The 24,882-nt window shown below is 59.7% G+C and carries 18 protein-coding genes and 2 tRNA genes; 7 read left to right on the top strand and 13 right to left on the bottom strand.

The genetic code is table 11. The annotated features are described in order from the left end of the window. Window positions 1-25: 25 nt before the first annotated feature. The 5 genes from HMPREF2785_RS00525 to HMPREF2785_RS00505 all read right to left on the bottom strand — a co-directional run bounded on the left by HMPREF2785_RS00525 (window position 26) and on the right by HMPREF2785_RS00505 (window position 7,362). A complete protein-coding gene (locus tag HMPREF2785_RS00525; RefSeq protein WP_141750597.1) occupies window positions 26-4,444 on the bottom strand; it encodes a hypothetical protein in 4,419 nt (1,472 codons plus the stop codon). A 266-nt stretch (window positions 4,445-4,710) separates the two neighbouring features. After that, entirely contained in the window at window positions 4,711-6,243 is a 1,533-nt protein-coding gene (gene crtI / locus HMPREF2785_RS00520) for a phytoene desaturase family protein (RefSeq protein WP_070613792.1), read from the bottom strand. After that, entirely contained in the window at window positions 6,240-7,046 is an 807-nt protein-coding gene (locus tag HMPREF2785_RS00515) for a phytoene/squalene synthase family protein (RefSeq protein ID WP_070613918.1), read from the bottom strand. The genes crtI and HMPREF2785_RS00515 overlap by 4 nt, the downstream gene beginning before the upstream one ends. 153 nt (window positions 7,047-7,199) lie before the next feature. After that, window positions 7,200-7,272 (bottom strand) — tRNA-Ala (locus tag HMPREF2785_RS00510). A 16-nt stretch (window positions 7,273-7,288) separates the two neighbouring features. Then, window positions 7,289-7,362, bottom strand: a tRNA-Ile gene (locus tag HMPREF2785_RS00505). Between the two features lie 725 nt (window positions 7,363-8,087). Here HMPREF2785_RS00505 and HMPREF2785_RS00500 point away from each other — a divergent pair. Together HMPREF2785_RS00500 and HMPREF2785_RS00495 are read left to right on the top strand one after the other, a co-directional pair. Next, on the top strand, window positions 8,088-9,308 hold the full coding sequence (locus HMPREF2785_RS00500) for a hypothetical protein (RefSeq protein WP_070613790.1): 1,221 nt from the start codon (window positions 8,088-8,090) through the stop codon (window positions 9,306-9,308). A 569-nt stretch (window positions 9,309-9,877) separates the two neighbouring features. Further along, a complete protein-coding gene (locus HMPREF2785_RS00495) occupies window positions 9,878-10,408 on the top strand; it encodes a hypothetical protein (RefSeq protein WP_070613788.1) in 531 nt (176 codons plus the stop codon). A gap of 436 nt (window positions 10,409-10,844) precedes the next feature. Here HMPREF2785_RS00495 and HMPREF2785_RS00490 read toward each other — a convergent pair whose 3' ends face one another. Together HMPREF2785_RS00490 and gyrA are read right to left on the bottom strand one after the other, a co-directional pair. Continuing rightward, a complete protein-coding gene (locus tag HMPREF2785_RS00490; protein ID WP_070421925.1) occupies window positions 10,845-11,189 on the bottom strand; it encodes a DUF3566 domain-containing protein in 345 nt (114 codons plus the stop codon). A gap of 3 nt (window positions 11,190-11,192) precedes the next feature. Beyond that, window positions 11,193-13,709: a DNA gyrase subunit A gene (gyrA, locus tag HMPREF2785_RS00485; RefSeq protein WP_070613786.1), complete on the bottom strand. Its 2,517-nt coding sequence runs from the start codon at window positions 13,707-13,709 to the stop codon at window positions 11,193-11,195. Window positions 13,710-13,779: 70 nt separating this feature from the next. Between gyrA and HMPREF2785_RS00480 the strand changes: the two genes are divergently transcribed. The 4 genes from HMPREF2785_RS00480 to HMPREF2785_RS00465 all read left to right on the top strand — a co-directional run bounded on the left by HMPREF2785_RS00480 (window position 13,780) and on the right by HMPREF2785_RS00465 (window position 16,644). After that, window positions 13,780-13,992, top strand: coding sequence for a CopG family transcriptional regulator (locus HMPREF2785_RS00480; RefSeq protein WP_070421923.1), 213 nt, complete (start codon window positions 13,780-13,782; stop codon window positions 13,990-13,992). After that, the gene (locus HMPREF2785_RS00475; protein WP_371440469.1) at window positions 13,992-14,252 is read left to right on the top strand and encodes a TetR family transcriptional regulator; all 261 of its coding nucleotides are present in this window, start codon (window positions 13,992-13,994) and stop codon (window positions 14,250-14,252) included. The genes HMPREF2785_RS00480 and HMPREF2785_RS00475 overlap by 1 nt, the downstream gene beginning before the upstream one ends. A gap of 79 nt (window positions 14,253-14,331) precedes the next feature. Then, window positions 14,332-16,179, top strand: a complete 1,848-nt coding sequence (locus HMPREF2785_RS00470; protein WP_070613784.1) for a Rib/alpha-like domain-containing protein — start codon at window positions 14,332-14,334, stop codon at window positions 16,177-16,179. A 27-nt stretch (window positions 16,180-16,206) separates the two neighbouring features. Further along, entirely contained in the window at window positions 16,207-16,644 is a 438-nt protein-coding gene (locus HMPREF2785_RS00465) for a hypothetical protein (RefSeq protein WP_070613782.1), read from the top strand. A gap of 131 nt (window positions 16,645-16,775) precedes the next feature. Here the strand turns inward: HMPREF2785_RS00465 and HMPREF2785_RS00460 are convergent, their stop codons facing one another. Then, window positions 16,776-17,675 (bottom strand): chymotrypsin family serine protease, encoded by a 900-nt coding sequence (locus tag HMPREF2785_RS00460; protein ID WP_141750596.1) that lies wholly within the window; start codon window positions 17,673-17,675, stop codon window positions 16,776-16,778. 114 nt (window positions 17,676-17,789) lie between these two features. Between HMPREF2785_RS00460 and HMPREF2785_RS00455 the strand changes: the two genes are divergently transcribed. Beyond that, window positions 17,790-18,224 (top strand): DUF6918 family protein, encoded by a 435-nt coding sequence (locus HMPREF2785_RS00455; protein WP_070421918.1) that lies wholly within the window; start codon window positions 17,790-17,792, stop codon window positions 18,222-18,224. Between the two features lie 89 nt (window positions 18,225-18,313). On the opposite strand, the gene gyrB is transcribed toward HMPREF2785_RS00455, so the two are convergent. From gyrB to dnaN, 5 genes are all read right to left on the bottom strand, one after another. Then, window positions 18,314-20,431 (bottom strand): DNA topoisomerase (ATP-hydrolyzing) subunit B, encoded by a 2,118-nt coding sequence (gyrB, locus tag HMPREF2785_RS00450; RefSeq protein WP_180952351.1) that lies wholly within the window; start codon window positions 20,429-20,431, stop codon window positions 18,314-18,316. Between the two features lie 122 nt (window positions 20,432-20,553). Further along, window positions 20,554-21,396, bottom strand: coding sequence for an Abi family protein (locus HMPREF2785_RS00445; protein WP_141740798.1), 843 nt, complete (start codon window positions 21,394-21,396; stop codon window positions 20,554-20,556). Window positions 21,397-21,552: 156 nt separating this feature from the next. Beyond that, a complete protein-coding gene (locus HMPREF2785_RS00440) occupies window positions 21,553-22,149 on the bottom strand; it encodes a DciA family protein (RefSeq protein WP_070613778.1) in 597 nt (198 codons plus the stop codon). Further along, window positions 22,133-23,314, bottom strand: a complete 1,182-nt coding sequence (gene recF / locus HMPREF2785_RS00435; RefSeq protein ID WP_070613777.1) for a DNA replication/repair protein RecF — start codon at window positions 23,312-23,314, stop codon at window positions 22,133-22,135. The genes HMPREF2785_RS00440 and recF overlap by 17 nt, the downstream gene beginning before the upstream one ends. Before the next feature lie 15 nt (window positions 23,315-23,329). Then, complete coding sequence (dnaN, locus tag HMPREF2785_RS00430; RefSeq protein ID WP_070421914.1) at window positions 23,330-24,529, bottom strand: DNA polymerase III subunit beta; 1,200 nt, start codon at window positions 24,527-24,529, stop codon at window positions 23,330-23,332. Window positions 24,530-24,882 lie beyond the last annotated feature (353 nt).

Here is a 24,882-nt window from a genome sequence, read left to right as displayed (position 1 = left end):
TCGGGCTTTCAGGGATCAGAACGATCTACTTCTTGGATTCGTCCTTCTTGTCCTTTGCGCCAGCTTCCTCGGACGGCTTTTCAGCCTGGTCCTTGGAGCTCTTGCCGGAGGAACCGTACATCATCCATTCCTGACCGGTGGCCTCACCGATCTTGTAGGACGAGGTCATCTCCCCCTGGCCGCAGGCACGCAGCACACCGTCGATCAGGAACAGACCGAGCGTGATTGCGCCGAGGGAACCAGCGGCGAGGCTCAGCATCTCCGGGTTGGCGACGTTGAACGCACCCTGGAAGCCAGCTGCGCGGCGAGAACGGTCCTCGTTGTAGATACCCAGACCGCGCTGGATCTGGTCATTCGCCTGACGGATGGCGTCGTTCACCTGAGCGGACAGACCTTCAAGGCCTGGGATGCGAACCTGGGAGAGGATACCCAGCGGGATGGCCAGCAGCAGCGGCGCAGACAGGCCGACGATGGAGGCAATGCACTTGCCGTCGAGCTCAGAGGAGCCCTTCTGGCTGCCGTTGGTGTCCTTCACATTGATGGTGGCTTTGATGTTGACCTTGCGCTCTACGCCCTTAGCTGGGACGCCGTTTTCGACACCACCGATCCAGAGGTAGTCCCACTTACCGTTAGGGATTGCGCCCGGATCGACAATGATCTGGTCGCCTTCGCGCTTGACCTTATTCGGGTCGACCGGAACACACTTGGCGTCATTGCATACCTTGATCTCAACACTGTTGCTGCCGCCGGTGATGTTGAAGGTCCAGCCATCCTTGGCGTTACCCTTCGGCTCGCTGATGGAGATCGACGGCGTCGTGGTGTCGCCCTGCGATGTCGGCGGGATCTCGAGCTCGACGATGCGGACCGGGTTGCCCTCAGGGTCGCGCTCTTCAACGAGAATCTGGGCGTACTTCTGCTCAACCGGAGTGATCTGGACACTACCGTCCGGCAGCTTCTGTTCTTCGACGAGGTCGCGACCACGAAGGATAGTGAAGGTGTTGCCCGGGGTGCCTGGGTTGATCTTGCCGTCGAGCTTCTCGATGTAGACGCGACGCTCTTCCTTGAAGTTCAGCGGCTTCGGGTCGGACACGATCTTGATGGTGTGGCGCTTGACCACGACATCGTTACGCATCTCAACAACGGTCACGGTCTTGCCGACCGAACCCGGCTTCGGCGTCAGGATCCATTCGCCGTCCTTAGAGGGGTCAACCTCGACCCACTCGGAGCCGTCCTGAACAACGATCTTGTTCTCGTTGCGGCGGGTGATCTTGAAGGTGCCGTTCTCGGTGAGCTTGAAGTCGTTGTTGATGGTCGTGTTGCCGGAGTTCTTCTTCGTGCCATCAACGGTGAAGATGTAGCGGTACACAACGTGACCGTACTCATCCTTCACCTCAACAACAGCGCGGCCTTCCTTGCCGTCCTTCGGCGTGACGGCGAAACCGCCATCCTGCTTCTCAACAGCAATGATGTCCTCACCCTCGGTGATTTCGAAGGTGAAGTTCTTGTTCAGGCGGAAGTCGGCAGAAGCGTTGCCGACGAGTTTGATGTCGTCTTTCTGCACCTCAACCGGCTTGACGTTGAAGATGAAGCGCTGGAACGGCAGGTCACGAGAGTTGAGGTTCTCGACGACAACCTTGCCCTCAGCACCCGGCTTGAACTTAATTTGGCCGTTCTTCAGGTCAGAAGCCTCGAGGTTCACCAGGTTCTCGCCCTCGGTGATGCGCACGACCTGACCGTCCATCACACCAGAGAAGGTAACGAGAGAGTTCGACTCAACGTCCTTGACCTGCTCTTCGACCTCGCCCTTCTTCACGTGGATGGTGTAGGTGGCGATGAGCTTGCCCTGTGCGGTCTCCTCAACAACGATGTCGCCCTCGAAGCCCGGCTTCGGCATGATGCGGTAGACGCCGTCTTCCCGGATCACGGTGGCGTTCTCATCGTTCTTGGTGACCTTGATCGTGTTCGGGGTACCAGCTGCGTCACCCGGGGTGATCTTCACAGTGTTGCGATCGATGACGTCGTACTCGACGTTGCCCGGTGTGAAGTCTTCCTTCTCTGCCGGCTTCGCAATGAAGGTGTAGACGCCTACCAGGATGCGGTCCGGGGAGTTCTTGATGGTCTTGTACAGGTTGAAGGTCGCGGTGTCGTTGGTCTTGTTGGTGACCGTGAACTTGTTGCCCTCACGCTTGACATTCCAGTTGTCCCGGTTGTAAGCGGAACCTGCAGGCTCAAAGATGAAGCCGTCGCCTTCGGCCACGATCTCGCGGGATTCGCCCTCGACGATGTTGTGCGTCTGGACGTCGACCAGCTCGTTCGTACCGTGTTTGATGGTCAGGGTGTAGGTGTAAACGTTGCCGTCCTTGTCGGTGGCCTCGATGACAGCTTCGCCCTCAGCACCCGGCTTCGGGGTGATGATCCAGAAGCCCTCGTCGTCCTTCTCGATGCTCTGAATCAGGTCCTCGCCAGACTTGATCTGCGGCTTCTGCTCAACATCCTTGATCTCAAGCTTGTAGGAGTTGGCGTTACCAATCACGCGGGACTGGTTGAAGCGGTCTGCCAGCGCATCGATGTTGAAGATGTAGTTGCTCTCGTTACCGGTGCGCTTGCCGTTGATCTCCTCGTACACCTTGATCTTTGCGGTGCCACGGGAGTTCTTCTTAGCGGTGACCTCAATGCCACCTTCGACAGCCTTGGTGTCGATGATGCCGCCGCCTTCAACGACCTCGTAGTTCCAGTTCTTGTCAATCTGGATGGTCTGCTTCAGGTTGCCAGTACCAACGTTGAAGTAGTGGTTGTTCACCACTGCCTCAGTCTCAACGATCTTCTCGGTCTTCTCGTTGACCACGTTGATGATGTATTCGTGGCGGTTGCCCTCAGCGTCTACGACAACGATGCGAACCGTGCCGCGGCCTTCCTTGACCGGCGTGATCTCCAGGACAGCCTTGCCGTTGACAATCTTCTTCTCAACCTTGACCAGGCCGTTCGAATTGTCGACGAACTCGATTTCCCAGTTGCCGAGCTTCTCAACCTCGATCTGGCGGGACTTCTCGGACATGTTGAAGTCGATGGCGTACTTGTAGTTGCGGATGTAGCGCTCCACAATCTTCGTACGCTCGACCTCGGTGACGTTGGTCTTGGTGACATGAGCAGTCACTGTCGTCGTCTTTGGCGCTGCGGTGACAGTTGCGGTCTCCGTCTTCGGCGTTGCGGTGACAGTTTTAGTCGTGTACACCGGCTCAGCCGTCTTCGTCACATACTTGGTCTCCTTCGGAGCATCCTCAGTGACAGTCGGGGTAATCGTCTTGGTCGTGGTGGTCAGAACCGGCTCATCGACGTAACGGGTGACGGTCTTCTGCGGGGCAGTCTCGGTCACCGTGGTCGGCTCGACCTCGCGGGTGTAGGTCTCGGTGTTGTGCTCAACACGCGGACGCTTCGTGGTGGTCACGGTCTTATCCGCCTGCACCACAGTTTGGGTCGTCGTTACGTCCTGCGAGACAACCTCGGTCTTGGTGATGGTCGGCTGCTCAACGACCTCCTCGTGGTGCTCAGGCTGGACGTAGTGAGTCACCGTCGAGGTGCCTGCCGGACGGGTGACAGTCGTCGTGACCGGATCAGCGGTCTTAGTCACCGTCTCGCGGACGATGTTCTTCTTCGGCTCGTAACCCTCAAGACCCGGCTGCGCAATGATAATGATGCGCTGGTTGGTCGGCTCCTTGGTCAGGTCCTCGTAGACGTTGTAGGACTTCGGCACCAGAACGGTGACGTACTCACCGGTCTTGACCTTCAGCTGGGAGAACGCCTGCTCATTCTTGTACAGGAAGAAAGCAGACTGACCAATCGGGTTGCCGTAGTTACGGCGAATCTCAAAGCCCGTCCACTTCAGGAACTCATTGGCGGAAACCTCAGGCGGCTTCGTGCCGGACTGGAACTTAAAGTCGCCCTGAATCAGGCCACGCATCTTGTCCAGCTGTTCCAGGTTGTTGGACAGCAGTGCCTGGAGAGCGAAGTTCTTCTTACGAACTTCCTCGGTCTGGCCAGCGTAGTAGCTGTCCAGCATGGTCTTGGTCAGGTTGATGGCGGCCTTCTCAATGTCCGGGTGGATGTTGAGATCGCCGCCCATGTTGCCGTTAAACCCGTAATAACCAGAGGTGCCGTCCAGACGACGAACATCAAACTGGGTGTAGTGCTGCGGCACGTCCAGGTGGGCATCGATGCACCAGCCCGGACCGTAGGCCGTAGTCATCAGGTCCATGCTGCGGTTGACCTTGAGCGTCTTGTTGTACTGCAGTGCAGCGTCGTAATCGCCCTGATCCAGTGCTGAGTAGGCGTTTGTAATACGCGGGTCAGCGTCAGCGGTCGGAGCTACGACCGTTACGCCACCAAAAGCCACCGTGGCGGAAACCAGGGTGGCCATGACGCGCTTCTTCAGATGTGCGTTCTTCAACGGCTTCATTCCTTACAACTCGGAGGAGATATTCGAAGCAGCCTTGAGATCACCTGAACACGGATCTCCAAACTGATAACTACATATTTAAGCGCAATATCGGCTTGGAGAATAGTCCGAAACCCCCTACAGAAAGCCAAAACGCCAGATCAACACCAAAAACTTAGAAACCTGACCCTCTGAACTGGACGTTTAGACAGTACTCAGGAAGAAAACTACAAGGTGATTTTCACCACAATCCGAGCAATTGTTCAACAAAGCCCATTTCAGGCGCTGAGAGGGCCTGGGCTTTTGTCGCCGCGCAGGCGCTTCAGCACATTTTCAGCGGAAATCAAGCACATCGGTACGCCCACCCCAGGAACGGTCGTGGCTCCGGCGTAGTACAGCGCTCCCAGCTTCTTCGAAGCATTCGCGCCGCGCAAAAACGCCGACTGCTTCAGCGTGTGCGCCGGCCCGATCGCCCCACCCGACCACGCGTGGTAGCGGTCGCGGAAGTCTGCAGGACCGAGCGTTTGCTTAACGACGACCCTCTCGCCCAGGCCCTCAACCCCACACCACTTCTCGATCTGTGCAATGGCGGCGTTGGCAATCAGGTCCACCTGCGGGGAGGCCTCATCGCGGTACATGTTGCCGTGGCCGATCGTCTCCTCGGCAGCGACGGGCACAAGCACGAACAGGTTCTCGTCGCCTTCGGGCGCCACGCCGGGGTCGGTCGCGCTCGGCTTGGACACGTAGATCGACTGCGACGCCCCCAACGGCCGCACCGCAGGTTTGCCCTCGAAGACGGTGGCGAAGTCATCGTCCCAGTCCTCGCTGAACAGCAGGTTGTGGTGCGCCAACTCGGGGATCTCACCCTTCACACCCAGCATGACCAGCACGGTGCCCAGGCCCGGGTCACGGCGGGAGAACCACGACTCGTCGTACGTGCGCAGCTTCGGCGGCAGCAGCCGGGTTTCGGTGTGGTGCAGGTCGGCACACGAGATGGTGAGGTCGGCGGGGATGAGGGTGTCGTCGATAAGCGAGATGCCCGTGGCCCGCCCACCGCTGTACGTGATGGAAGCGACGTCCGCGTTGAAGCGGAACTTCACGCCCTGCTCGAGCGCCAGCTCGTAGAGCGCATCCATCACCGCCGCGAACCCACCCTGCGGATACAGCACGCCCTGGGTGAGGTCCGTGTGGCTCATCAGATGGTACATCGACGGCGTGCGCGCGGGATGCGACGACAAAAACACCGCAGGGTACGTCAGCATCTGGCGCAGGCGCGTGTCCTTGAACTGGCCTGCGACGAAGCGATCCAGCGGCTCGACCAGGTAGCGCAGCAACTTGCCGTACTGGCCGCGGATCTTGGCAAAGGGCTTCAGCGTGGAAAAGGTGGTGTAGAGGAAGTAGCGCAGCGCCAAGTCATAGGTCTCGGCGGCGCGGTCGAGGTAACTGGCCAGTTGGGCGCCGGCGCCGGGCTCGATGCTGTTGAAAAGCCGGATCGCGTTGTCGCGGCCCGACTCCACATCGATCGGGTCGTGGTTCTCGGGGAAGATGCGGTATGCGGGCGTGAGCGGCTTGAGATCCAGCACGTCCTCGGTGCGCTTGCCAAACAGTGCGAAGAAGTGGTCGAAGGCATCCGGCATGAGGTACCAGCTCGGGCCGGTGTCGAAACGGAAACCTTGGACGGTTTCGTTGCCGGCGCGGCCGCCATGCGAGCCGAGGCGCTCGACCACCGTGACCTCGTAACCCTCCCGCGCCAGCAGCGCCGAGGTAGCCAAACCGGCAGCACCCGCGCCGATCACCACAGCCGTTGTCACAGCCCTGTCCTCGCAATCGCCTTCGCCGTCAGCGCAACCTTGCGACGCTGCGGCACGCTGATGCGCTGCTGCGTCAACTGTGCGGCCGGGGTGCGCTCCACGATCTCGGTGAGTTCACGAAACAGCGCCTCCGCGGCCGCCACTCCCCCACGCACCCCGCGGGGCAGCAACGGGATCGTCTCTAAGGCCTGGTCAAGTTCGGTGTGGATGGTGGTGGTGATGGCGTGCTTGGTGTCGTCGTCAAGCATGCGCCCAAAGTACGCCCGCCCGAGACTGCCCTGATCCTCCCCGAAATCGCGCAGGAAGTTGATGCGCTGGAACGCCGCACCAAGCGCGCGGGCGCCACGCTGAAGTTTCTCGGGATGGGGTGTCTGGCGCTCTGGGAAGAAAATGTCCAAACACATCAAGCCAATCACCTCGGCCGACCCATATATATAGGTCTCCAACTCCGCCGGGGAAAAAGCGTGCGGGTTGAGGTCCGCGCGCATCGACGCGAAAAACGCCTCGAGGTGCTCCGCGTTGAGGCGACAACGCCGATACGTATTCGCCCACGCGTGCAGCACCGGATCCGTGTGAAAGCGCTGGTTAGGGGCCTGGAGTACCTGCTCCTCGTAGGCGTTAAGCAGGGTCTCCGGGTCTGCATAGGCCTGATGCGCGGCACCGTCGACGATCTCATCTGCGATACGCACCACCGCGTAGAAATTACGAATATCGCGCCGCACCCCCGGTGCCAACACCTTCGTAGCCAACGAAAAACTCGTCGAATACTGCGCAATCACCTGAGCAGCCGCACGATCCGCCATCGTGTCGTAACGGGAAAGGTAAGAGTTCACGCAGGCGCTTTCTATTTGCAGACTTTTCCGGGAGCTTACCGCGCAGCAACCGCTGCCTGGGCCCCTGGTGACCACCAACGCCAAAGGCCAGGTCCCCGGGAGGACCTGGCCTTTGTGTTCCTGTGGAGCATAGGAGAATCGAACTCCTGACATCCTGCTTGCAAAGCAGGTGCTCTACCAACTGAGCTAATGCCCCGTGCCCTTTCGGGCTGTGGGCCTAGCAAGAATCGAACTTGCGACCTCATCGTTATCAGCGATGCGCTCTAACCGACTGAGCTATAGGCCCTGGGAACGAATAGGAATATTACAGAGCACTGCTATAACCGCCAAATCGCCAGGTTGTTGCGTGTTTTTATGCTTATCGTCTAGCTGCTTGTGCATTGCTACTAGACGACCCGCCTGCACCCTCCACATATCCCCAGGTGATGTTGGCGATGGTTTTCAGTATCAGCGTGATCGTCTGGTTCGCCGGAACGGGAGCTAGACGATCAGGGCACAACAACCGCACTCCAACGACACCTCAACGACACCCTCGCGGAACGGGGGTAATTTGCGGGGGTAGGAGGCCTGCACAAATTGGTGAACAATCCGCCCAACCTGGCCTTTTCGCCACTCAGCAGCGCCCCAAGACGGCGCCAAAACCTGTTTTTATACGAGCGTGACAGGCAAAACTCCTGGTGAGGGCCAGATCCCAAGTTGTATACCCATCCGTATGCAAATCAATGCATAGTTTGCTGCTTCTCCGGATTGTTGAACGAACCGAACCGGAGCGCAAAAGATCGTTCAACAACCCAACGCGACAGCCCTAAAATCAGCTCGGATTGATGAACAATCCGCACGATAAACGGGGTGAAAACGTTGAACAATCCAAAATAAACGTTGAACAATCCGGCCTCGAAAGGGCCGAAAATTCGACGGGTTTACCAGCGCATACTTGGTGCATAAACTCGAGGGCAGCAAAGGAAATGCGGTGTTTACCGCAAACACCGCAGATAAGTAAGGAGCAGGAAAATGCGCGCAGCACTTCGTACCGGTCTCGCAGCAGCCCTCGCCGCCACCGTCGCCTTCGGTGGAGTTGTTCCGGCTAAGGCTGCAGAGCCTGCTGACGTTGTCGTCGATAATCAAGCGATCTCCGCGGAGCTCATCGACTCCGACGGCGACGGCATCCCCGACCTCTGGGAGCGCAACGGCGTTGTCCTCGAGGACGGCACCGTGCTTAACCTGCCTGCTTACGGTGCGGACCCGAGCCGCCCGGACCTGTTCCTCCAGCTCAACTGGATGGAGTCCGAGTACAAGACCCTCGGCTGCGACGTCGAGCCTTCCGAGGCTTGCGCCAACGCCAACACCAAGGAATACGGCGTGAAGGCCGAGTCCCTGCAGGAAATGGTTGATCTTTTCGACGACCACGGCATCAACCTCCACGTCGACGCCGGCGAAACCTTCAACAACATCCCCGGCTACGAGGCTCGCGGCGGTGAGACCCTGAAGTACGTCAAGAACTACTTCGAGAACGAAAGCCAGGGTTCGAAGCTGCTGAACAACATCGACGAGATGCTCGGTGAGCGCCAGAACATCTTCCGCATCGGTGTTATCGGCGACCAGATCGACGCCTACAACCTGTCGTCCGGCGCCTCGCTGGTCAACGACACCTCGTTCTTCGTGGCTAACCACCGCTTCATGAACTCGGAAGAGATGCTGCGCAACACCATCCTGCACGAGCTAGGCCACACCCTCGGCCTGCGCCACCAGGGTGCGCACGCGGTGGTCAAGGACATCCAGGGCATGCGTCTGGATACCTCGGCCTACAAGTCGGTGATGAACTACGACTACCAGTTCGACTACTTCAACTACTCGGAGAAGCCATACCTGCTCGACACCCCGTTCGGTGTGCGCGAGGTTCCGGCGGACTGGGAAGCACTGGCCATCAACGCTTGGCGCATCGGTGCCCGCGGTGTTGCCTCGGCTCCGTCGCAGGAAGGAGCGGTCAACGACCCGGCTCCGAAGGAGCAGCCTGAGGAGGAGAAGCCGGCAGAGCAGCCAGCACCTGAGGCCGAGAAGCCCGCCGAGAAGCCAGCCGAGCACGAGCAGCAGGCTGAGCAGAAGGACAAGCCGGCTCCGGTTGTTGAGAAGGACGTCAACGTCGCGGCGATCGTCGCCCCGATCGTGGCAATCCTGGCCTTGATCGGCATCGGCTTCGCGGTGATGAACATGATGCCGGGCCTGGGGTTCTAACCCAGCGCAGGCCAGCACAAGTTAGTGAAGCGTCCTGGATTTAGTTCCTACCTTTGCTAAGGAAGGATTGGTCACTACATCCAGAACGTATTCCGTCGAATTCAAGGAAAAGGCGGTCGATCAAATCGTTGAGATAGTCCGTGTTGAATCTTGCTCGTTGCAACACTCTCATGAAGAAGTTGGGGTACTGCTTGGCGTAGCCCCTCACACGTTGCGCTCGTGGTTCCGCGAATTGATTGTGCTTCGCGGCCAGATGATCTCTTATAGAGAACTCTCGTCCATTAGAAACCCCTGACCCCAAGGCCTCCCACGAGTACCTTTGAAGTCTTGAGTCGGACCCTTGCGGGGCCAGTGACTGCCCCAGAGTTACCCGCCCATCTCGATTGCCGCTCAATCAGCTCCAGTCTGTTTTTATCGAATACACAGTCTAAACTCATACATTAACGTTATATGTTAAATCAATAAGAATAGCGCAGCATCAGTTGCGGGGCTGGACAGCATTTAGAAGATTTTATACCGGATGACTTTTCATCCCACGGTTTGTTCACCTCCGTCCGAGAAAGGGAATTATGCCGCAAACACAGAAGAAACTACTTTCCGGCTTTACTGCGGCGGTGATTGCATTGACAGCCACCACCGCGATCGGAACTGCTAACGCGGATACGCCCGCAGCCGATGAGTCTGTACAAAGCGCCATCGAAAAAACGAAGATTGAGCAAAATGCTGATCTTTCCTCGACTGAGGAAGTCACCTTCGAGCCATCTATTTCCAATTACTCTGCAGATGGACTCACCGCAGCTCCTGGAGCAAGTGGAGCATACGTAGGTATCAACGTAAACGGTAGTGGACTTCATGTAGATACTGTCTACGTGAATTACTTTTCTGGGGCTGAGCTTGAAAACTCCACAGTAGAAGACATGGAGCTTGCCTGGTACGAAGGCGGCCAGCGACGCACAGAAACTACCGGCCCTGATAGTGGATGGGTGCGTGCTACTCGTAAGTGGGATTTTAACCGCAGCATTGACGCTGGCCCTATGTGTGGACGCGTCAAGGTTGAAGGAAAGTGGAGTAACTACGCCTGCGTAGAAATCAAACCTTAGGAAACCGCAAAAAGGGCGAGGAGCTAATGACGTCCTCGCCCTTTTTGCAATCTTTTCTACATCCTGCCCTTTTGCTTATCGACATCAGTGCGCAAATCCGTTTTATCCACCGATCGGTACCCGTTGGCGAAACCCCGCAGAATTTTGACTACCCACCAAATCACGGTAACTACGATGAAAACAAGGATCGCATAGACGAGAAACTCCTGCATCGAGAAATTAATTGTCGGCCTCCTATCAGATACAGCAATTACAAAAACTCACCGCAATAGTAAGGCGGACGGTTATCTGACGCACGGTTGTGAAATTATTCGTATCCAATCCGTTATGTAGCAATCTGTACAAAACCGGGGACAGTTCACAAGCCAGCACAGAAAAGACTTAACGCGCCCCGGGAGGTACGACCCGGGGCGCGTTTTGGTGTCGTCGATAAGCGCTATTTTGCCCTGTTAGACATGGTGTAGCGCACACCACCGACGAGGTCCGCGACGGCGTTGTACATGATCGCGGTCAGCGGCGCCATGATGGACATGAACACCACACCGGCCAGGCCGAACAGGGCCGCGGCCATCATGGCGAGTTTCATGTCCACCACTTGGTCGCCGCCCACGCCGCCGATGAGCGAGTTGATGGACTCGACCACCCCGGCGCGGTCCAGCGCGAGGTACACCAGCACTGCGGCGAGCATCCAGGCGATGAACCCGAACAAGGCAAGCAGCGTCGCAACCTTAAAGACGGATCCGGCGCTGACGTTCCGGATTGTCACTTTGCGCGCGGCCATGGGCTACTCCTTCGCATCGTCGAGGGTCTTCTGGCCGGTTGCCACGGCAGTGGCTTCCTCTTCGCCCTCGTCTTCGACGTTGCGGTCAATGGCAAGCAGTTCCACGCCGTCGTTGAGGTCCACCAGGCGCACGCCCATGGTCGCGCGTGACGACGGACGGATCTGGTTGACCTCAGTACGAATCACGCCACCCGCGGAGGTGATGGCGAAGATCTGGTCCTCCTCGGTCACGGCCAGGGCGCCGATGAGCTTGCCGCGCTTCGGGGTGTACTTGAAGGTCATCACACCCATGCCGCCGCGGCCCTGGGTGTTGTACTCCTCGATGGCGGTGCGCTTGCCGTAGCCGCCGGAGGTGGCCACGAGCAGGAACTGGCCGTCTTGGACGACGGTCATGGCGAGCAGTTGGTCGTCGCCACGGAAGCGCATGCCCTTCACGCCGGCGGTTGCGCGGCCCATCGGGCGCAGCTGCTCGTCGTCGGCGGAGAAGCGGATCGCCTGGCCCTGTTCGGAGACGAGCAGGATGTCATCGTCCTCACCGACAAGCGATGCGCCGATGAGGGCGTCGCCTTCGTTGAGGTTCAGGGCGATCAGGCCAGAGGAACGTGCGGATTCATAGTCGGTCAGGCGCGACTTCTTCACACGACCATCGCGGGTGGCCAGCACCAGGTACGGGGCGTCCTCGTAGGACTGGATCTGGATGACCTGGGCGATCTTCTCTTCCGGCTGGAACTCCAGCAGGTTAGCCACGTGCTGGCCGCGGGCCGTGCGGCCTGCTTCCGGCAGTTCGTAGGCCTTGAGGCGGTAGACGCGGCCGAAGTTGGTGAAGAACAGGATCCAGTCGTGGGTGGAGCAGATGAAGAAGTTCTTCACCACGTCGTCCTGCTTCAGCTCGGCGCCACGCACGCCCTTGCCGCCGCGCTTCTGGCTCTTGTAGGCGTCCACCTTGGTGCGCTTGGCGTAGCCGGTGGAGGTGATCGTGACCACGACGTTCTCGCGAGCGATGAGGTCCTCTTCGGTCACATCGCCGGTTGCGGCAACGATCTGGGTGCGGCGCTCGTCGCCATACTTGTCGACGATCTCACCCAGCTCCTCGCCAACAATCTGACGCTGGCGCTCCGGCTTGGCCAAGATGTCCTTGTAGTCGGCGATTTGTTCCTCGATGGCGGCAAGGTCGTCGACAATCTTCTGGCGCTCCAGCGCTGCCAGGCGGCGCAGCTGCATGGCTAGGATTTCGTTGGCCTGGATCTCGTCGACATCGAGAAGCTTCATCAGGCCCTGGCGGGCGTCGTCGACAGTCGGCGAGCTGCGGATCAGGGCAATGACCTCATCCAACGCATCCAGCGCCTTGACCAGACCACGCAGGATGTGGGCGCGCTTCTCGGCCTCGTCCAGGCGGTACTGGGTACGGCGGACGATGACTTCGATCTGGTGCTTGACGTAGTAACGCAGCATCTGATCCAGGCGCAGGGTGCGCGGCACACCGTCGACGATGGACAGCATGTTGGCGGAGAAGTTCGTCTCCAGCTGGGAGTGCTTGTACAGGTTGTTCAGCACCACACGCGGCACAGCGTCGCGCTTGAGGGTGACCACGATGCGCATGCCCACACGGTCGGAGGACTCGTCCTCGATCTTGGAGATGCCCACCATCTTGCCGTTGGTGACCTGCTCCGCAATATTATGGATGAAGTTATCCGGGTTGACCTGGTACGGCAGCTCGGTGATCGTGATGACCTGGCGGTTGCCAATCTCCTCGATTTCCGTCACACCGCGCATGCGGATGGAGCCGCGGCCGGTGGTGTAGGCGTCCTTAATACCCTGATCGCCCACGATGAGGCCGGCGGTTGGGAAGTCCGGGCCCTTCACGCGCTCCATGACGGCGTCGAGCGTGGTCTGCTCGTCCGCGTCGTGGTTGTCCAGGATCCACTGGATCGCGGCCGCCAGCTCATTCAGGTTGTGCGGCGGGATGTTGGTGGCCATACCCACGGCGATGCCGTTGGAGCCGTTCATCAGAAGGTTCGGCACACGGGACGGCAGCACGGCTGGCTCTTGGGTCTTGCCGTCGTAGTTCGGGTTGAAGTCGACGGCGTTTTCGCGGATGTCGCGCACCATCTCCATGGCCAGCGGAGTCATCTTGCACTCCGTGTAACGCATAGCAGCTGGGCCGTCGTTGCCCGGCGAGCCGAAGTTACCCTGGCCATCCACCAGCGGGTAGCGCATCGCCCACGGCTGCGCCATACGCACGAGGGTGTCGTAGATAGCGCTGTCACCGTGCGGGTGGAAGTTACCCATGGTGTCTGCCACCGGCTTTGCACTCTTCACGTAGGAGCGCTCGGGGCGGTAGCCGTTGTCATACATTGCGTAGATGATGCGGCGGTGGACCGGCTTCATGCCGTCGCGCACATCTGGGAGTGCACGACCGACGATCACGCTCATGGCGTAATCGATGTAGCTGGTCTGCATCTCCTCGTTGATGTCGATTGGTTGAATGCGGTCCAAGCCGCCAGTGGTGTCATCAGCCATGTGATTGAGTCTAGCGGGCTTCTGTGGCTTTTTCCGCCACGACCATGGATCGCCGTGGTATCAAAGTGGTATGGCTATGACGCTCCGGTTGACCGCAGACGAAGACAAAGCGCTCGTTTTACTCGCATCCGCATGGGGTTGCTCCAAGCAGGAAGCCGCGCGCCGTGCGGTGGTCTCCTCCGCAACGCGTTTGCTTGACGACGCCACCGTCACCGACCTCGCACGCTCCCTCATCCCCGGCTACACCGCCATGGAATCACGCATCCGGCAGGCCCGCTCGTGATGGGTTTCAGTGCAGAGCAGTTGCTGGCCATCGCTGACGAGTACTGCGACTTCCACGGCTGCCACATCACGTCCTTCGGGTTCCTGGCGGCGTGTGCTGCCGTGCCAGGCTCCCGGTTCCACGGCGTGCCGGTCTTCGACTCGGTGGACGCCGCAGCCGAGGCCTTGTCCTCTTCTATTACTGCGCTCGCACCGCTGTCGTCTGGCAACGAGGGATTCGCCGTGGTTGCCGCAGAGGTGTATCGGCGCTGGGCGGGATAAACGGGATAAATCCGAAAACTCGCATTACAGGTGTCTAGGGGTATAGTCGAAAAGTTCTTATAACTTATTGGAGGCAGCCATGAAGTTCAGTCGCACCGCAATTGCGGTCGCCACCACCGCCGCGTTGTTGGGCGGCGGTGTTGCCCTGCCCCACTCCCCCGCAACCGCCGCCACCTCTCAAGCCTTCCTGTCCGGACTCACGTGGCCGGTCAAGCAGGTTACGCCCGGCGGTACCGTGGAGATCACCCCGCAGGGCTCCATCCCCAGCAACGTGCGCTTCGAGGGTTCCGACGACTACCTGGGCTACCGGTTCAGCACCAACCCACGCACCGGCGTGGTCACCATGCACGTCGCCGAAGACGTGATCCCCAACCAGCGCACCCAGTTCATGATCACCGGCAGCGACGGCGTGCGCGCACGCAGTTTCCCCATCATGATCCACGTCGTCGACACCATCGGCGAGATGGCAAAGAAGTATCCCCTGTCGTACTACCCAGCGTTCACCGTCGAAGACAGCTCCGATTCGGTGCTCTCCGTAGCGCAACTGCAGGGTGACTTCCCCGAAGGCACCCGATTCGAAGTCACCGCTCCCGACCATTTCAAGGTCACCGCAGCCGCCAACGGCGATCTGTCTGTCACGCAGCTCGATCCGGTCAAGCCAGGCTCCAAGAGCGCAGCCAGCGTGAAGGTGGTGTACCCCGACGGCTCGTTCCGCAACGTGCGTGCAGATATCTACGCCTACTCCAAGAAGTCCAGCGAGTCGCTTGGCAGCGGTGCGTCTATCGAGGACTTCTTCAACAACATCTACGACAACGCCTTCACCCCGAAGTGGCACGACAAGACAATGAGCGGCAGCGAGCAAGCCTCCACCGCGTTGGCGGACGCCCTGCCCGAAGGCACCACCTTCAAGGCACGACCCGATCTCAACCCGAGCATCTTCCGCTTTATTGATGTCGATGTTGACGAGGCCAGCGGGGTTGTCGTCGTCAAGCCAAAGCGCCCACTGACAGCACCCTGGACCTTCCAAATCCCAGTCGAGGTCACCACCCCGGACAACCTCGTCGGCATCGGATGGGCAACATTCACCGTCACCGAAGACGGCAAGTGGAACTCCGAAACCTTCACCGTGAAATACCCCGCCGCGAGCGCCACCACCACGGAAATCGCCACAGCCAAACCGGTCGGCGACTTCCCCGAAGGCACCACGTTTGAGATCAACCAAACGCCCCCAGCCGGCTGGCAGGTGAAGATCGACCGCCACACCGGCGAAATCAACCTGACCCCGCCGCAGCGCACCAGGGCCGGCACCACCGTGACCATGCCGGTAACCGCTCGCTTCCCCGACGGGTCGCGCACGTACCTTGAGACCAACTTCACCTTCATCAAACCCGAGGTGGAACAGGCATCCGTGACCACCGTGCGCTACCCCACCGCAAGACTCCTTCCCGGGGAAAGCGTGACCGTGGAGCCAAACAACTGGCCGGACGGCGCCGTAGTGAGCATCACTAACTTGGTCGTCCGTGACCTCACGTTTACGGCCGACACCTCCACGGGTGCCATCACCATCACAGCAGGTAAAAACGCGGACGTTGCGCAAATTGCGGCGAATGTGGTGGTGACCTACAAGGACGGCTCGCAAAACACGGCCCGCCTGCCAATCGCCATCCGCAGCAACACCACGACCACAACGCAGCCTTCTGATGCGCCTGGTCCTGGTTCGCCCGCACCTGCGCCTGCGCCTGCGCCGAAGCCGGGGACGCCGTCCACCGCCAATCCGGCACCCGCGCCTGCGCCTGCACCGACTCCTGGCGGTACGGACAAGGAGGGGTCCAGCACCGGCGGCATCATCGCCATCGTGCTCGGCGTCCTGGCCCTGCTCGGCGCCGCAGGGTTCGCAGTGACACAGATGGGTTCATTGCCCTTCTAACGATCCCGAGCGCTTAACATGTCTGCCATGAAGAAAATCGCCACCGCCGCCACTGCGATTGCCGTGGCCGCTGCCGTCGTCACCACGGTCGCACCAGCTCACGCCGAACCCGCCGTCACGCAGCTCTCCACCACGAGCTCCGGTGGTTCCTCCAAGCCGAACTACCGTCCGGACTACGACAAGGACCTCGACGTGCCAGAAAAGCGCCCGCTTGAGGGCTCCTACACCGGCTCGGCTCCGATCTCGTTGACCATCGCGTTAGTGACCACGCTGGTTGCCATCCAGGCCATCGTCGATTTCGTGCCGCCAGTGCGCCAAGCTGTCGACGACGTAGCCAAGCAGTTCAACCTCACCCACGTCGTGGGCTCCTCCGAGAGCAACCGAATCTTCCCGGCACAGTTCATTACGTCCCAGGTCACGCAGGCGATTGACCAATTCCAGAAAAATCCTCCGTCGTTTAAGTAACGCCCCGCAACCGCGTATGTTACGGTTGTGAACTGTTGTGGTTGCAGTGACTTATGGGGCTGCGGAGGAAGAACTGCAACCAAAAAGACCGCGTCCAGTCCTGGACGCGGTCTTGTCGTTTACCTCCGGTTCTAGCCCCAGTAATAGAAGTTGTACTGACTCAGGTACTCAAGCACAGGGCCGATTGCGGCAGCACCGATTTGGGTAGCATTCACCTTCGGTCCGAAGGACAGGACACCTGCGGCGTAGCGGCCATTCGGCCCCTCAACCCACACTGGGCCGCCGGAATCGCCGTGGTCCGAAATGTTCCGGAACCGGAACACCAGCGGACTTGGAGTATCGATGTAGTAGCCACACGACAAGCCGCTGCGCCAACCTAGACGGCAAAGCTTCGGCTCAGTCCTATCGATTGCCGGCAAACCAGCAACACCCTGCACACGGCCAACACCTGGAACGGTCGGGTCAATCTGCACATTGGGGTTATCAAGGAAAATGACTGCGAAATCAGCATCGACCCCAATCCGATTCGGCATGCCGGTCGAAGAGATAAACCGACCCGCATACATGAGCTGGTTATTGGGAAGCATCACAAACGCACGGTCCCCTGTCACACCGCAGTGACCGGCGGTCAGGTTGAACACACGGTTAGTGTTCTGCTGGCGCAGCATCCACCCAAAACTGCATTCGCCTTTAGGACGACCCGCCTGGTCAAACACCGTATATTTGGCGCCCGGCGCCACCTTGCCCAGATTGACAAGCCGTTCGAAGCCCTGGGACTGGCGGTACACCTCGGTGTTGCGCATACCAGCGGTTACACGCGGTGCAGGCTTCTGCGGCTGCTGCGAAGGCCGAGGCTGCGGCGCAGGGTTGGGCCTCTCCCTGTCCGGTTGCGTAATGTTCTGCTGCCCTGGGTTTTCTGAACTTAACTCCCCCGATGACAATCCGCCGATGAGTCCGAGAACCGTCAGAATCGCGATGACCATACCTGCGATCTCAGGAAGCCGAGAAGCGATGTCTTTAAAATCAGGCATAACGTTTCCTGTCAATTAGTGCCGAAGATACTGAAGACTATATCCCCGCTCCCTGACCGCTGCTCGTTTTCCCGCAAACAAAAATCATGTCGTACGCCAAGTACACTGCCCACTATGAGTGATCTATCCAAGCTTCTCGACGCCTCCACCCGGTCCAAGCTCGTCGAGGACCTGACCCAACTGACGGAAACCACCGTGGCCAACCAGTCCGGCCTGACCGGCATGGCCCTCAAGTCCGCCATCGCCGCAGGTAAGAAAGCTGATGCAGACGCCGTGAGCAAGGGACTGAACAAGTTCCTGCCGGACCTCGTCGAGTCGCTGAACCCGCACTGGAACGCCTTCAAGGCAAGCGGCCAGCAGGACTTCGGTGGGTTCCTCGCCGCGAACGAGGACTCCGTGATCGATTCCGTCCTCAAGGCTGGTGATACCGCCATCGAATCCATGCCCAGCGCGCTGAAGAAGGTCTACTCCACGCTGCGCGGCAAGGCGAAGAAGATTGTGAGTCCGGCGTTGCCGGACCTGGGGCGTGTCGTCGAAAAGTACGCGTAGCGCAAAGCGGCCGCAGCACCCCACAACCACCAACGCCCCGGCACCTCCACCAAGGGAAGTGCCGGGGCGTTGCTGTACGCGCCTACAACCTAGACGTCGAGGAAGCGGACGTCCTTCGCGCGGCGGGTGATGAAGCTGCGGCGTGCCGCGACGTCGTCGCCCATCAGGATGGAGAACAACTCGTCGGCGCGCTGCGCGTCCTCGAGCTCCACGCGGCGCAGGATGCGGGTCTCCGGGTCCAGGGTGGTCTCCCACAGCTCCTTGGCGTTCATCTCGCCCAGACCCTTGTAACGCTGGATGCCGTCATCGGTGTTGATCTTGCGGCCGGCCTCCAGGCCCTCCGCCAGCAGCTCGTCGCGCTCGCGGTCGGAGAAGGCGTAGCCCGGCTCGCCCTTGCCCCACTTGAGCTTGTACAACGGCGGGTTAGCCAGGTACACGTGGCCGTTCTCCACCAGTTCCGGCATGAAGCGGAATAGCAAGGTCAGCAGCAGGGTGGCGATGTGCTGGCCGTCCACGTCAGCATCGGCCATGAGCACGATCTTGTGGTAGCGCAGTTTCGCAATGTCGAACTCTTCGTGGATACCCGTGCCCAGGGCGGTGATGATGGCCTGGACCTCGGCGTTCTTGAGCACGCGGTCCATGCGGGCCTTCTCCACGTTCAGGATCTTGCCTCGCAGCGGCAGGATCGCCTGGTACTTGGAGTCGCGGCCGCCCTTTGCGGAGCCGCCTGCGGAGTCACCCTCCACGATGAACAGTTCGGACTTTGCAGGGTCCTTCGAACGGCAGTCCGCCAACTTGCCCGGCAGGCCACCGAGGTCCGTCGCAGACTTACGACGAACCAGGTCACGCGCCTTACGCGCCGCCTGACGAGCCTGCGAGGACGCCACCGCCTTGTTCACGATGACCTTCGCCTCAGCCGGGTTCGCGTCGAACCAGTCGGACAGGTTCTCGTTGATGGCGCGCTGGACAAAGCCCTTGACTTCAGTGTTGCCCAGCTTCGTCTTCGTCTGGCCCTCGAACTGCGGGTCAGCCACGCGTACGGAGACGACAGCGGCGAGGCCCTCACGGCAGTCGTCGCCAGTAAGATTCGGCTCCTTGTCCTTGAGCAGCTTGTGCTCGCGGGCGTAGCGGTTCATCAACGTGGTCAGCGCGGCACGGAAACCTTCCTCGTGCGTACCGCCCTCATGCGTGTTGATGGTGTTGGCAAAGGTATGGACAGACTCCTTAAACGAGCTGTTCCACTGCATCGCCACCTCAGCCTCGAGGCCGTCACCCTTCTGGTCGAAACCGACGATGGTCGGGTGGATGGCGGTCTTCGACTTGTTCAGGTAGTTGACGTAGTCAATCAGGCCGTCTGGGTAGTGGTAGACAACCTTCTTCTCGCGCTTCTTCTTGACGTCCGGCGCAACCTCATCGCCAGCCTCAACCGGGTTTCCGTCGCCGTCCTTATCAACCTCGGACGCATCGACGGTCTCGGTGGAATCGTCGAACGAGTCGCCGCCGATCAGCGCAGCGGTGTCGCCCTCTTCGGCGATCGCCTCGAGCTCAAGTTCCTCGTCAGTGACGCGCTGGTCCGTCAGCGTGATCGTCAGGCCCTTGTTCAGGAACGCCATTTCCTGTAGGCGGCGTGCGATGGTGTCGTAGTTGAACTCGACCGTCTCAAAAATCTCCGGGTCCGGCCAAAAACGAATCGCCGTACCAGTACCGCGGGCATTACCGCCCTCTTCCAACTCATCCGGCACGGCCATGTTGAAGCGCTGGTACCAGTGCCTACCGTCACGCTTAATATCCGCCTCAACGCGAGTGGACAGCGCGTTCACCACGGAAATACCCACACCGTGCAGGCCACCGGAAACCGCGTAGGACTCCGAGTCGAACTTGCCGCCGGCGTGCAGCTGGGTCATAACCACCTGGACAGTCGGGGCGCCGGACGGGTGCATCTCCACCGGAATACCACGACCATTATCGACGACCTCAACGCCGCCATCTGCCAACAACGTCACATCGACCTGGTCGGCGTAGCCCGCCATCGCCTCGTCGACAGAGTTGTCCACGACCTCCCACACCAAGTGGTGCAGACCACGCACACCAGTGGAACCGATGTACATACCTGGGCGCTTACGCACCGCCTCAAGGCCCTCGAGAATAGTAATCGACGACGCGTCGTAATGGGGTTGCTGTTCAGCCACTGCGGGACGCTCCTCCATGCGTGAAATATGGGCCCTAAGCCCGTTGAACTCGTTTCATCTTACACGCCGAGGGGGACATAACGGGCACCCGTCCAACCCGCGAGCGGGCGTTTCACGGCCCAATTTCACGTTTTCGGGTTTTAAAGGACAGTCAATCCGTCAAGGAAATCTTGTTGCTGGGCGATCACAGAACGAAAGCGGTTGTTTTGTCGGATAACCTCCGCAACGTCCTCGTCGATATAGCTCGCGATACTAACGAGGTTATCCGCATCACTATTAAAGTTGTGCCGTCCGAGAAGATGTTCATGATGAGCGATCCGGTTCCGTAACTTGGCAAACTGGTTTAATTCGTTCCTCAGCTGGGAACGCTTGCCTTGATAGTTCGGAAAAGCCTCAACCAAACACGGCTCCCATAGCGTCTGTTCGTAGTTGAGATAGCCGCGCCCTGGACCCGAGTCTCCGTTATTCAACAAGCTAAGCCACATTCCTAGAGAAACTTTTCCTACAAAATAGTCCCCCGAAATAGCAGAACTGGGACGCTTCCGTTTAATCTCACTCAGTTTCTGTTCAAATGCACGGTAGTCTTTTCGCGTCAGAAGGATGTACTTGCTCTTGAGCTGATTCCCTTCTTCGGAAGACGATATGGAGTCTTCTCCATTCATCACTAACGTATGCCAACCGTCTTCGTGGTCTATATCGAAGTAGTCGCACAGTTCGTCGTTCATAGCGTTGCGGACGAGAACCTCCACCAGCGCCACTGCGGGCCAAAAAGACCCCGCGATTTGTGAGTCCCAGAAATACAGTCGACTTGCAGCCCGGTTAATTCTTTCAGAAAGTTCGAGGTGTTGTTCCGCCCTTGGTAAGCGATCAACTGGCGCTTCCTGTCCATTCTTTCCTGGCGTTAAAACATAATCCCGAAACGTTGACATTCTCGGCGAAGAAGCGATGAGATTCATATTCAGATCGCTGAAATTCATTTCCACCCCCAGAAATTTCAAATGCCCCGAGCGTCCTGAAAACTCAGAACCTTCGCCGTTACTGGCTCAATCTGCGGGGCTTACATGGAAAACAATAAGCGACACTTTTCCCCAACGCAAGCTCTAACTGCGTGAGGGTATTGACATTCAAATCAGTAACCCCTACCCGTAGGTATCCCGCGGGCCGCGGCCTTTGACGTGCAGCGGCCCGTAGCGCCAACTTTTCGTCTTCGGTCCGTAGATGTGCAGTTTGGTCACCACGTCCGGCCCGACTTTCTCGGCGATGGCGCGCAGCACTTCGCGCTGCATGTACTTCATCTGGGTCGCCCACGCGGTGGAATCACAACTCACGTGCACTTCGTCGCCCTTGATCATCTCCACGTGCGTGTGCTGTGCGATCTTCTCCCCGACCAGGTCCTCCCAGTGCCCCATCACCCAGCCATGCGCCATCTTTTCGGTCCAGTCGCGTTTGCGCACCTCTTTGCCCAGCAGGTTGGCAAAGGAGGAGACTTTGTAACTCCTCGGCAGCGCGCGTCCGTCCAGGCCGGTGGGAATCCCCCGAACATCTGCTTGTCGACGACCCCCTTCCGGCAAGTCCAACCCCGGCACCGTGATGGTGCGGTGGTCGTCGATAAGCGTTGGCTTGTTGCGCCTTGGAATCACACTTGTGCCCTGCCGGGAGAGGTCCGGCAGGCGGCCGCCGCGTTTGCGGGCGGTGGCGCGCAGGTTGTCGAAGGTGGTTTTAATGAGATCGCTCAATCGAACTCACCCCATCCTCCATGGTCACGGCGTAGCGGGCGGTGACGGCGTCGTCGAGGTTGCCGGGCAGATCGTCGCCAACCGCAGCGGTAATCAGGACCTGCTCGGCCTCTTCGGCCACGTGAACGAGGCGCTCGCGGCGTTTGGCGTCGAGTTCGGCGAAGACGTCGTCGAGAATCAGCACCGGATCCTTGCCGTCGCTGGACAACAATTGGTATTCGGCCAGGTGCAGTGACAACGCATACGACCAGGTCTCCCCGTGCGAGGCGTAACCTTTCGCAGGGTTGTCGCCGAGCATGAGCGCCAGGTCGTCGCGGTGCGGGCCGACCAGCGTGATGCCCCGGTCGATCTCCTCCTTGCGGCGCCGCCCCAACTCCGTGAGCATCGCCGCCTCAAACACCGCAGGGTCCCGCGAGGGCCCGCCGGCGAGCTCCGTGACAGCTTTGTCCAGCGTAGAGCGGTATTCCACCGACGCCGGCCGCGATTCCGGCGCCACCGAGTGGTACGCCTCCGCGATCAGGGACCCAAGCGTATCGACGAGCCCATGCCGCCCCGCCACCACCTGCGCCCCAAAATGTGCAAGCTGGCCGTCCCACACGTCGAGGGTGCTCAAGGCGCTGGCGCCGTCGTCGTCACCATAGCCCCTGCGAAGCGCCATGTTTGAGTGCTTGAGCAGTGCGTTTCGTTGGCGCAGCACCCGCTCATAATCCGCGCGGGCCCCGCCAAGACGCGGCGTGCGCAGCGCCGCCAGGTCGTCCAGGAAGCGACGCCGCTCCGCCGGCTCACCATTGATCAGCCGCAGGTCCTCCGGCGAAAACATCACCGTGCTCAACACGCCCAGGATCTCCCGGGCGGACTTCAACTTCGTGCGGTTGATCTGCGCCTGGTTCGCCCCATGCGGCTTGATCAGCAGGTGGGTTGTGAGTTCGCGGCCGTCGTTGACCGTGGTGACCGAGACGCGCGCGTTCGGTTTGTTGCTGGCTACGAGCGGTGCATCCGTAGATACCCGGTGGCTCGACAACGTGGATGTGTAGTGCACAGCCTCCACAATGTTGGTCTTGCCATGGCCGTTGCGCCCGGCGATCACCGTCACCCCCGGCTCGAGCTTGAGATTCAACTCGGGCCACGAGCGGAAATCACGCAGATCAAGCTCGCGGACGTGCATACAGACCGCCCGCGACTAGCCCGGCAGGCGAACCGGCATCAGCAGGTACGTGAAGTACGTATCCGGGGTGGGGAACGTGCCGTTCTCGTCCGCCTCCGGCAGCTCCTCCGGCTCCGGGATCATGATCGCCGGACGCGACGGCTCCGTGAAGCCGAACACCACGCGGTTCGTGCCAATCACCGACAGGCCCTCGCGCAGGTAGCCGGCGTTGAAGGCGATGAGCAGTTCGTCGGCACCGGTGAAAGCAGCGTCGATGGTCTCCTCAGCCGCACCCGAATCCGCGCCGGAGGAAAACAGCGTGACCTGGCCTTCCTTGAAGTGCAGACGCAGCTGCGCGTTGCGGTCCGCGACCAGGCTGACACGACGGATCGACTCCATCAGCGGCGCAACCTCAACCGACGCGATCGACGTGTGCTCCTTCGGCAACAGCGGCTCCACATTCGGGAACTCCGCATCCAACATGCGAGTTGTGGTTTCGCGGTTGCCGGTGTGCAGGCCAAACAGGCCCTCGCCGCCAATGTTGTCCTCGGAACCGACAGCGATCTCCACCGGCTCGTCGATACTCGTGTCCAGCGTACGAGCGTTATCCAGCAGCGTCTTCGCCGGAACCAGCAGATCCGCCTTCACGTTCGCGCTCGCCGGCTCCCACGTCAGGTGACGCTGCGCCAGACGGAAACGGTCCGTGGCGGTAAGGGTGACATTCTCGCCGTCGATCTCCACATGGATACCCGTGAGCATCGGCAGCGTGTCATCACGACCTGCCGCCGCAGCGACCTGAGTGACAGCACCCGTGAGCGACGCCGGCGAAATGCGACCCGTGACCTGCGGCAAGTGAGGCAACTGCGGGTAATCATCCAAGGACATAATCGGCAGCTCAAAGCGTGCCGCAGCACCCTGCAGCACCAGCTTCTGACCATCCGTGGTCACCTCAACCGGCTTATTCGGCATGTTCGCCACGATGTCCGCCAGGAGCTTGCCCGCTACAGCGACACGACCCGGGTTAGACACCTCCGCGCCGATACGCACACGCGTGGACACCTCGTAGTCAAAGCCCGCGAATTCCAAACCATTGTCATCCGCAGTGATGACCACCGCGCGAAGCACCGGCTGCGTGTTCTTCGTCGGCAAACTGCGCGCAACCCACGCCGCGGCGTCAGAAAGGTCGTCCCGTTCGACGCGGAACGACACGTTGTTGTCACCGTTGATGTCAACCATGGCGGCGCAGACTCCTTGCACGTGGGTAGGGGCCGGATGTAATTACGCAACCACTCTAGGCGGGCACCCCGACACACGCCATTTGCGGGTGCCAGTTTTGTCATTCGCTCTTTGCTTCTCGACGAAGCCCCGGCGAGTTCTGCACACCCTCTCTTTCTCTTAGAAGAATTACAAGTAAATAGATGGGAACAACAGTAAGTCCTGGGGAATCTGTGGATTACACGTTATCTGCGCCGGTCATCTCGGCGATCCGTCTTGTGATTCAGGGTGTGGATAACTTGTGGATAACTACCTTCGCCTGTGGATAGATTTCTGCGCTTTTTGGAATTACACATTTTGTCCCGAGCTATCCA

The sequence above is a fragment of the Corynebacterium sp. HMSC067D03 genome, assembly GCF_001811185.1.
In the GTDB taxonomy this organism is placed as follows: domain Bacteria; phylum Actinomycetota; class Actinomycetes; order Mycobacteriales; family Mycobacteriaceae; genus Corynebacterium; species Corynebacterium coyleae.
Note: the sequence above shows the minus strand (reverse complement) of the source record. Positions and strands in the feature narration are given on the sequence as shown.

What these genes read in the sequence shown, in the direction of transcription:
- dnaN (WP_070421914.1), bottom strand. Translation starts at nt 24,529, where the DNA reads ATGGTTGACATCAACGGTGACAACAACGTGTCGTTCCGCGTCGAACGG.
- HMPREF2785_RS00515 (WP_070613918.1), bottom strand. Translation starts at nt 7,046, where the DNA reads ATGGCGGATCGTGCGGCTGCTCAGGTGATTGCGCAGTATTCGACGAGT.
- HMPREF2785_RS00455 (WP_070421918.1), top strand. Translation starts at nt 17,790, where the DNA reads ATGAGTGATCTATCCAAGCTTCTCGACGCCTCCACCCGGTCCAAGCTC.
- HMPREF2785_RS00460 (WP_141750596.1), bottom strand. Translation starts at nt 17,675, where the DNA reads ATGCCTGATTTTAAAGACATCGCTTCTCGGCTTCCTGAGATCGCAGGT.
- HMPREF2785_RS00495 (WP_070613788.1), top strand. Translation starts at nt 9,878, where the DNA reads ATGCCGCAAACACAGAAGAAACTACTTTCCGGCTTTACTGCGGCGGTG.
- HMPREF2785_RS00490 (WP_070421925.1), bottom strand. Translation starts at nt 11,189, where the DNA reads ATGGCCGCGCGCAAAGTGACAATCCGGAACGTCAGCGCCGGATCCGTC.
- recF (WP_070613777.1), bottom strand. Translation starts at nt 23,314, where the DNA reads ATGCACGTCCGCGAGCTTGATCTGCGTGATTTCCGCTCGTGGCCCGAG.
- HMPREF2785_RS00470 (WP_070613784.1), top strand. Translation starts at nt 14,332, where the DNA reads ATGAAGTTCAGTCGCACCGCAATTGCGGTCGCCACCACCGCCGCGTTG.
- gyrA (WP_070613786.1), bottom strand. Translation starts at nt 13,709, where the DNA reads ATGGCTGATGACACCACTGGCGGCTTGGACCGCATTCAACCAATCGAC.
- HMPREF2785_RS00500 (WP_070613790.1), top strand. Translation starts at nt 8,088, where the DNA reads ATGCGCGCAGCACTTCGTACCGGTCTCGCAGCAGCCCTCGCCGCCACC.
- HMPREF2785_RS00480 (WP_070421923.1), top strand. Translation starts at nt 13,780, where the DNA reads ATGGCTATGACGCTCCGGTTGACCGCAGACGAAGACAAAGCGCTCGTT.
- HMPREF2785_RS00475 (WP_371440469.1), top strand. Translation starts at nt 13,992, where the DNA reads ATGGGTTTCAGTGCAGAGCAGTTGCTGGCCATCGCTGACGAGTACTGC.
- HMPREF2785_RS00465 (WP_070613782.1), top strand. Translation starts at nt 16,207, where the DNA reads ATGAAGAAAATCGCCACCGCCGCCACTGCGATTGCCGTGGCCGCTGCC.
- gyrB (WP_180952351.1), bottom strand. Translation starts at nt 20,431, where the DNA reads ATGGAGGAGCGTCCCGCAGTGGCTGAACAGCAACCCCATTACGACGCG.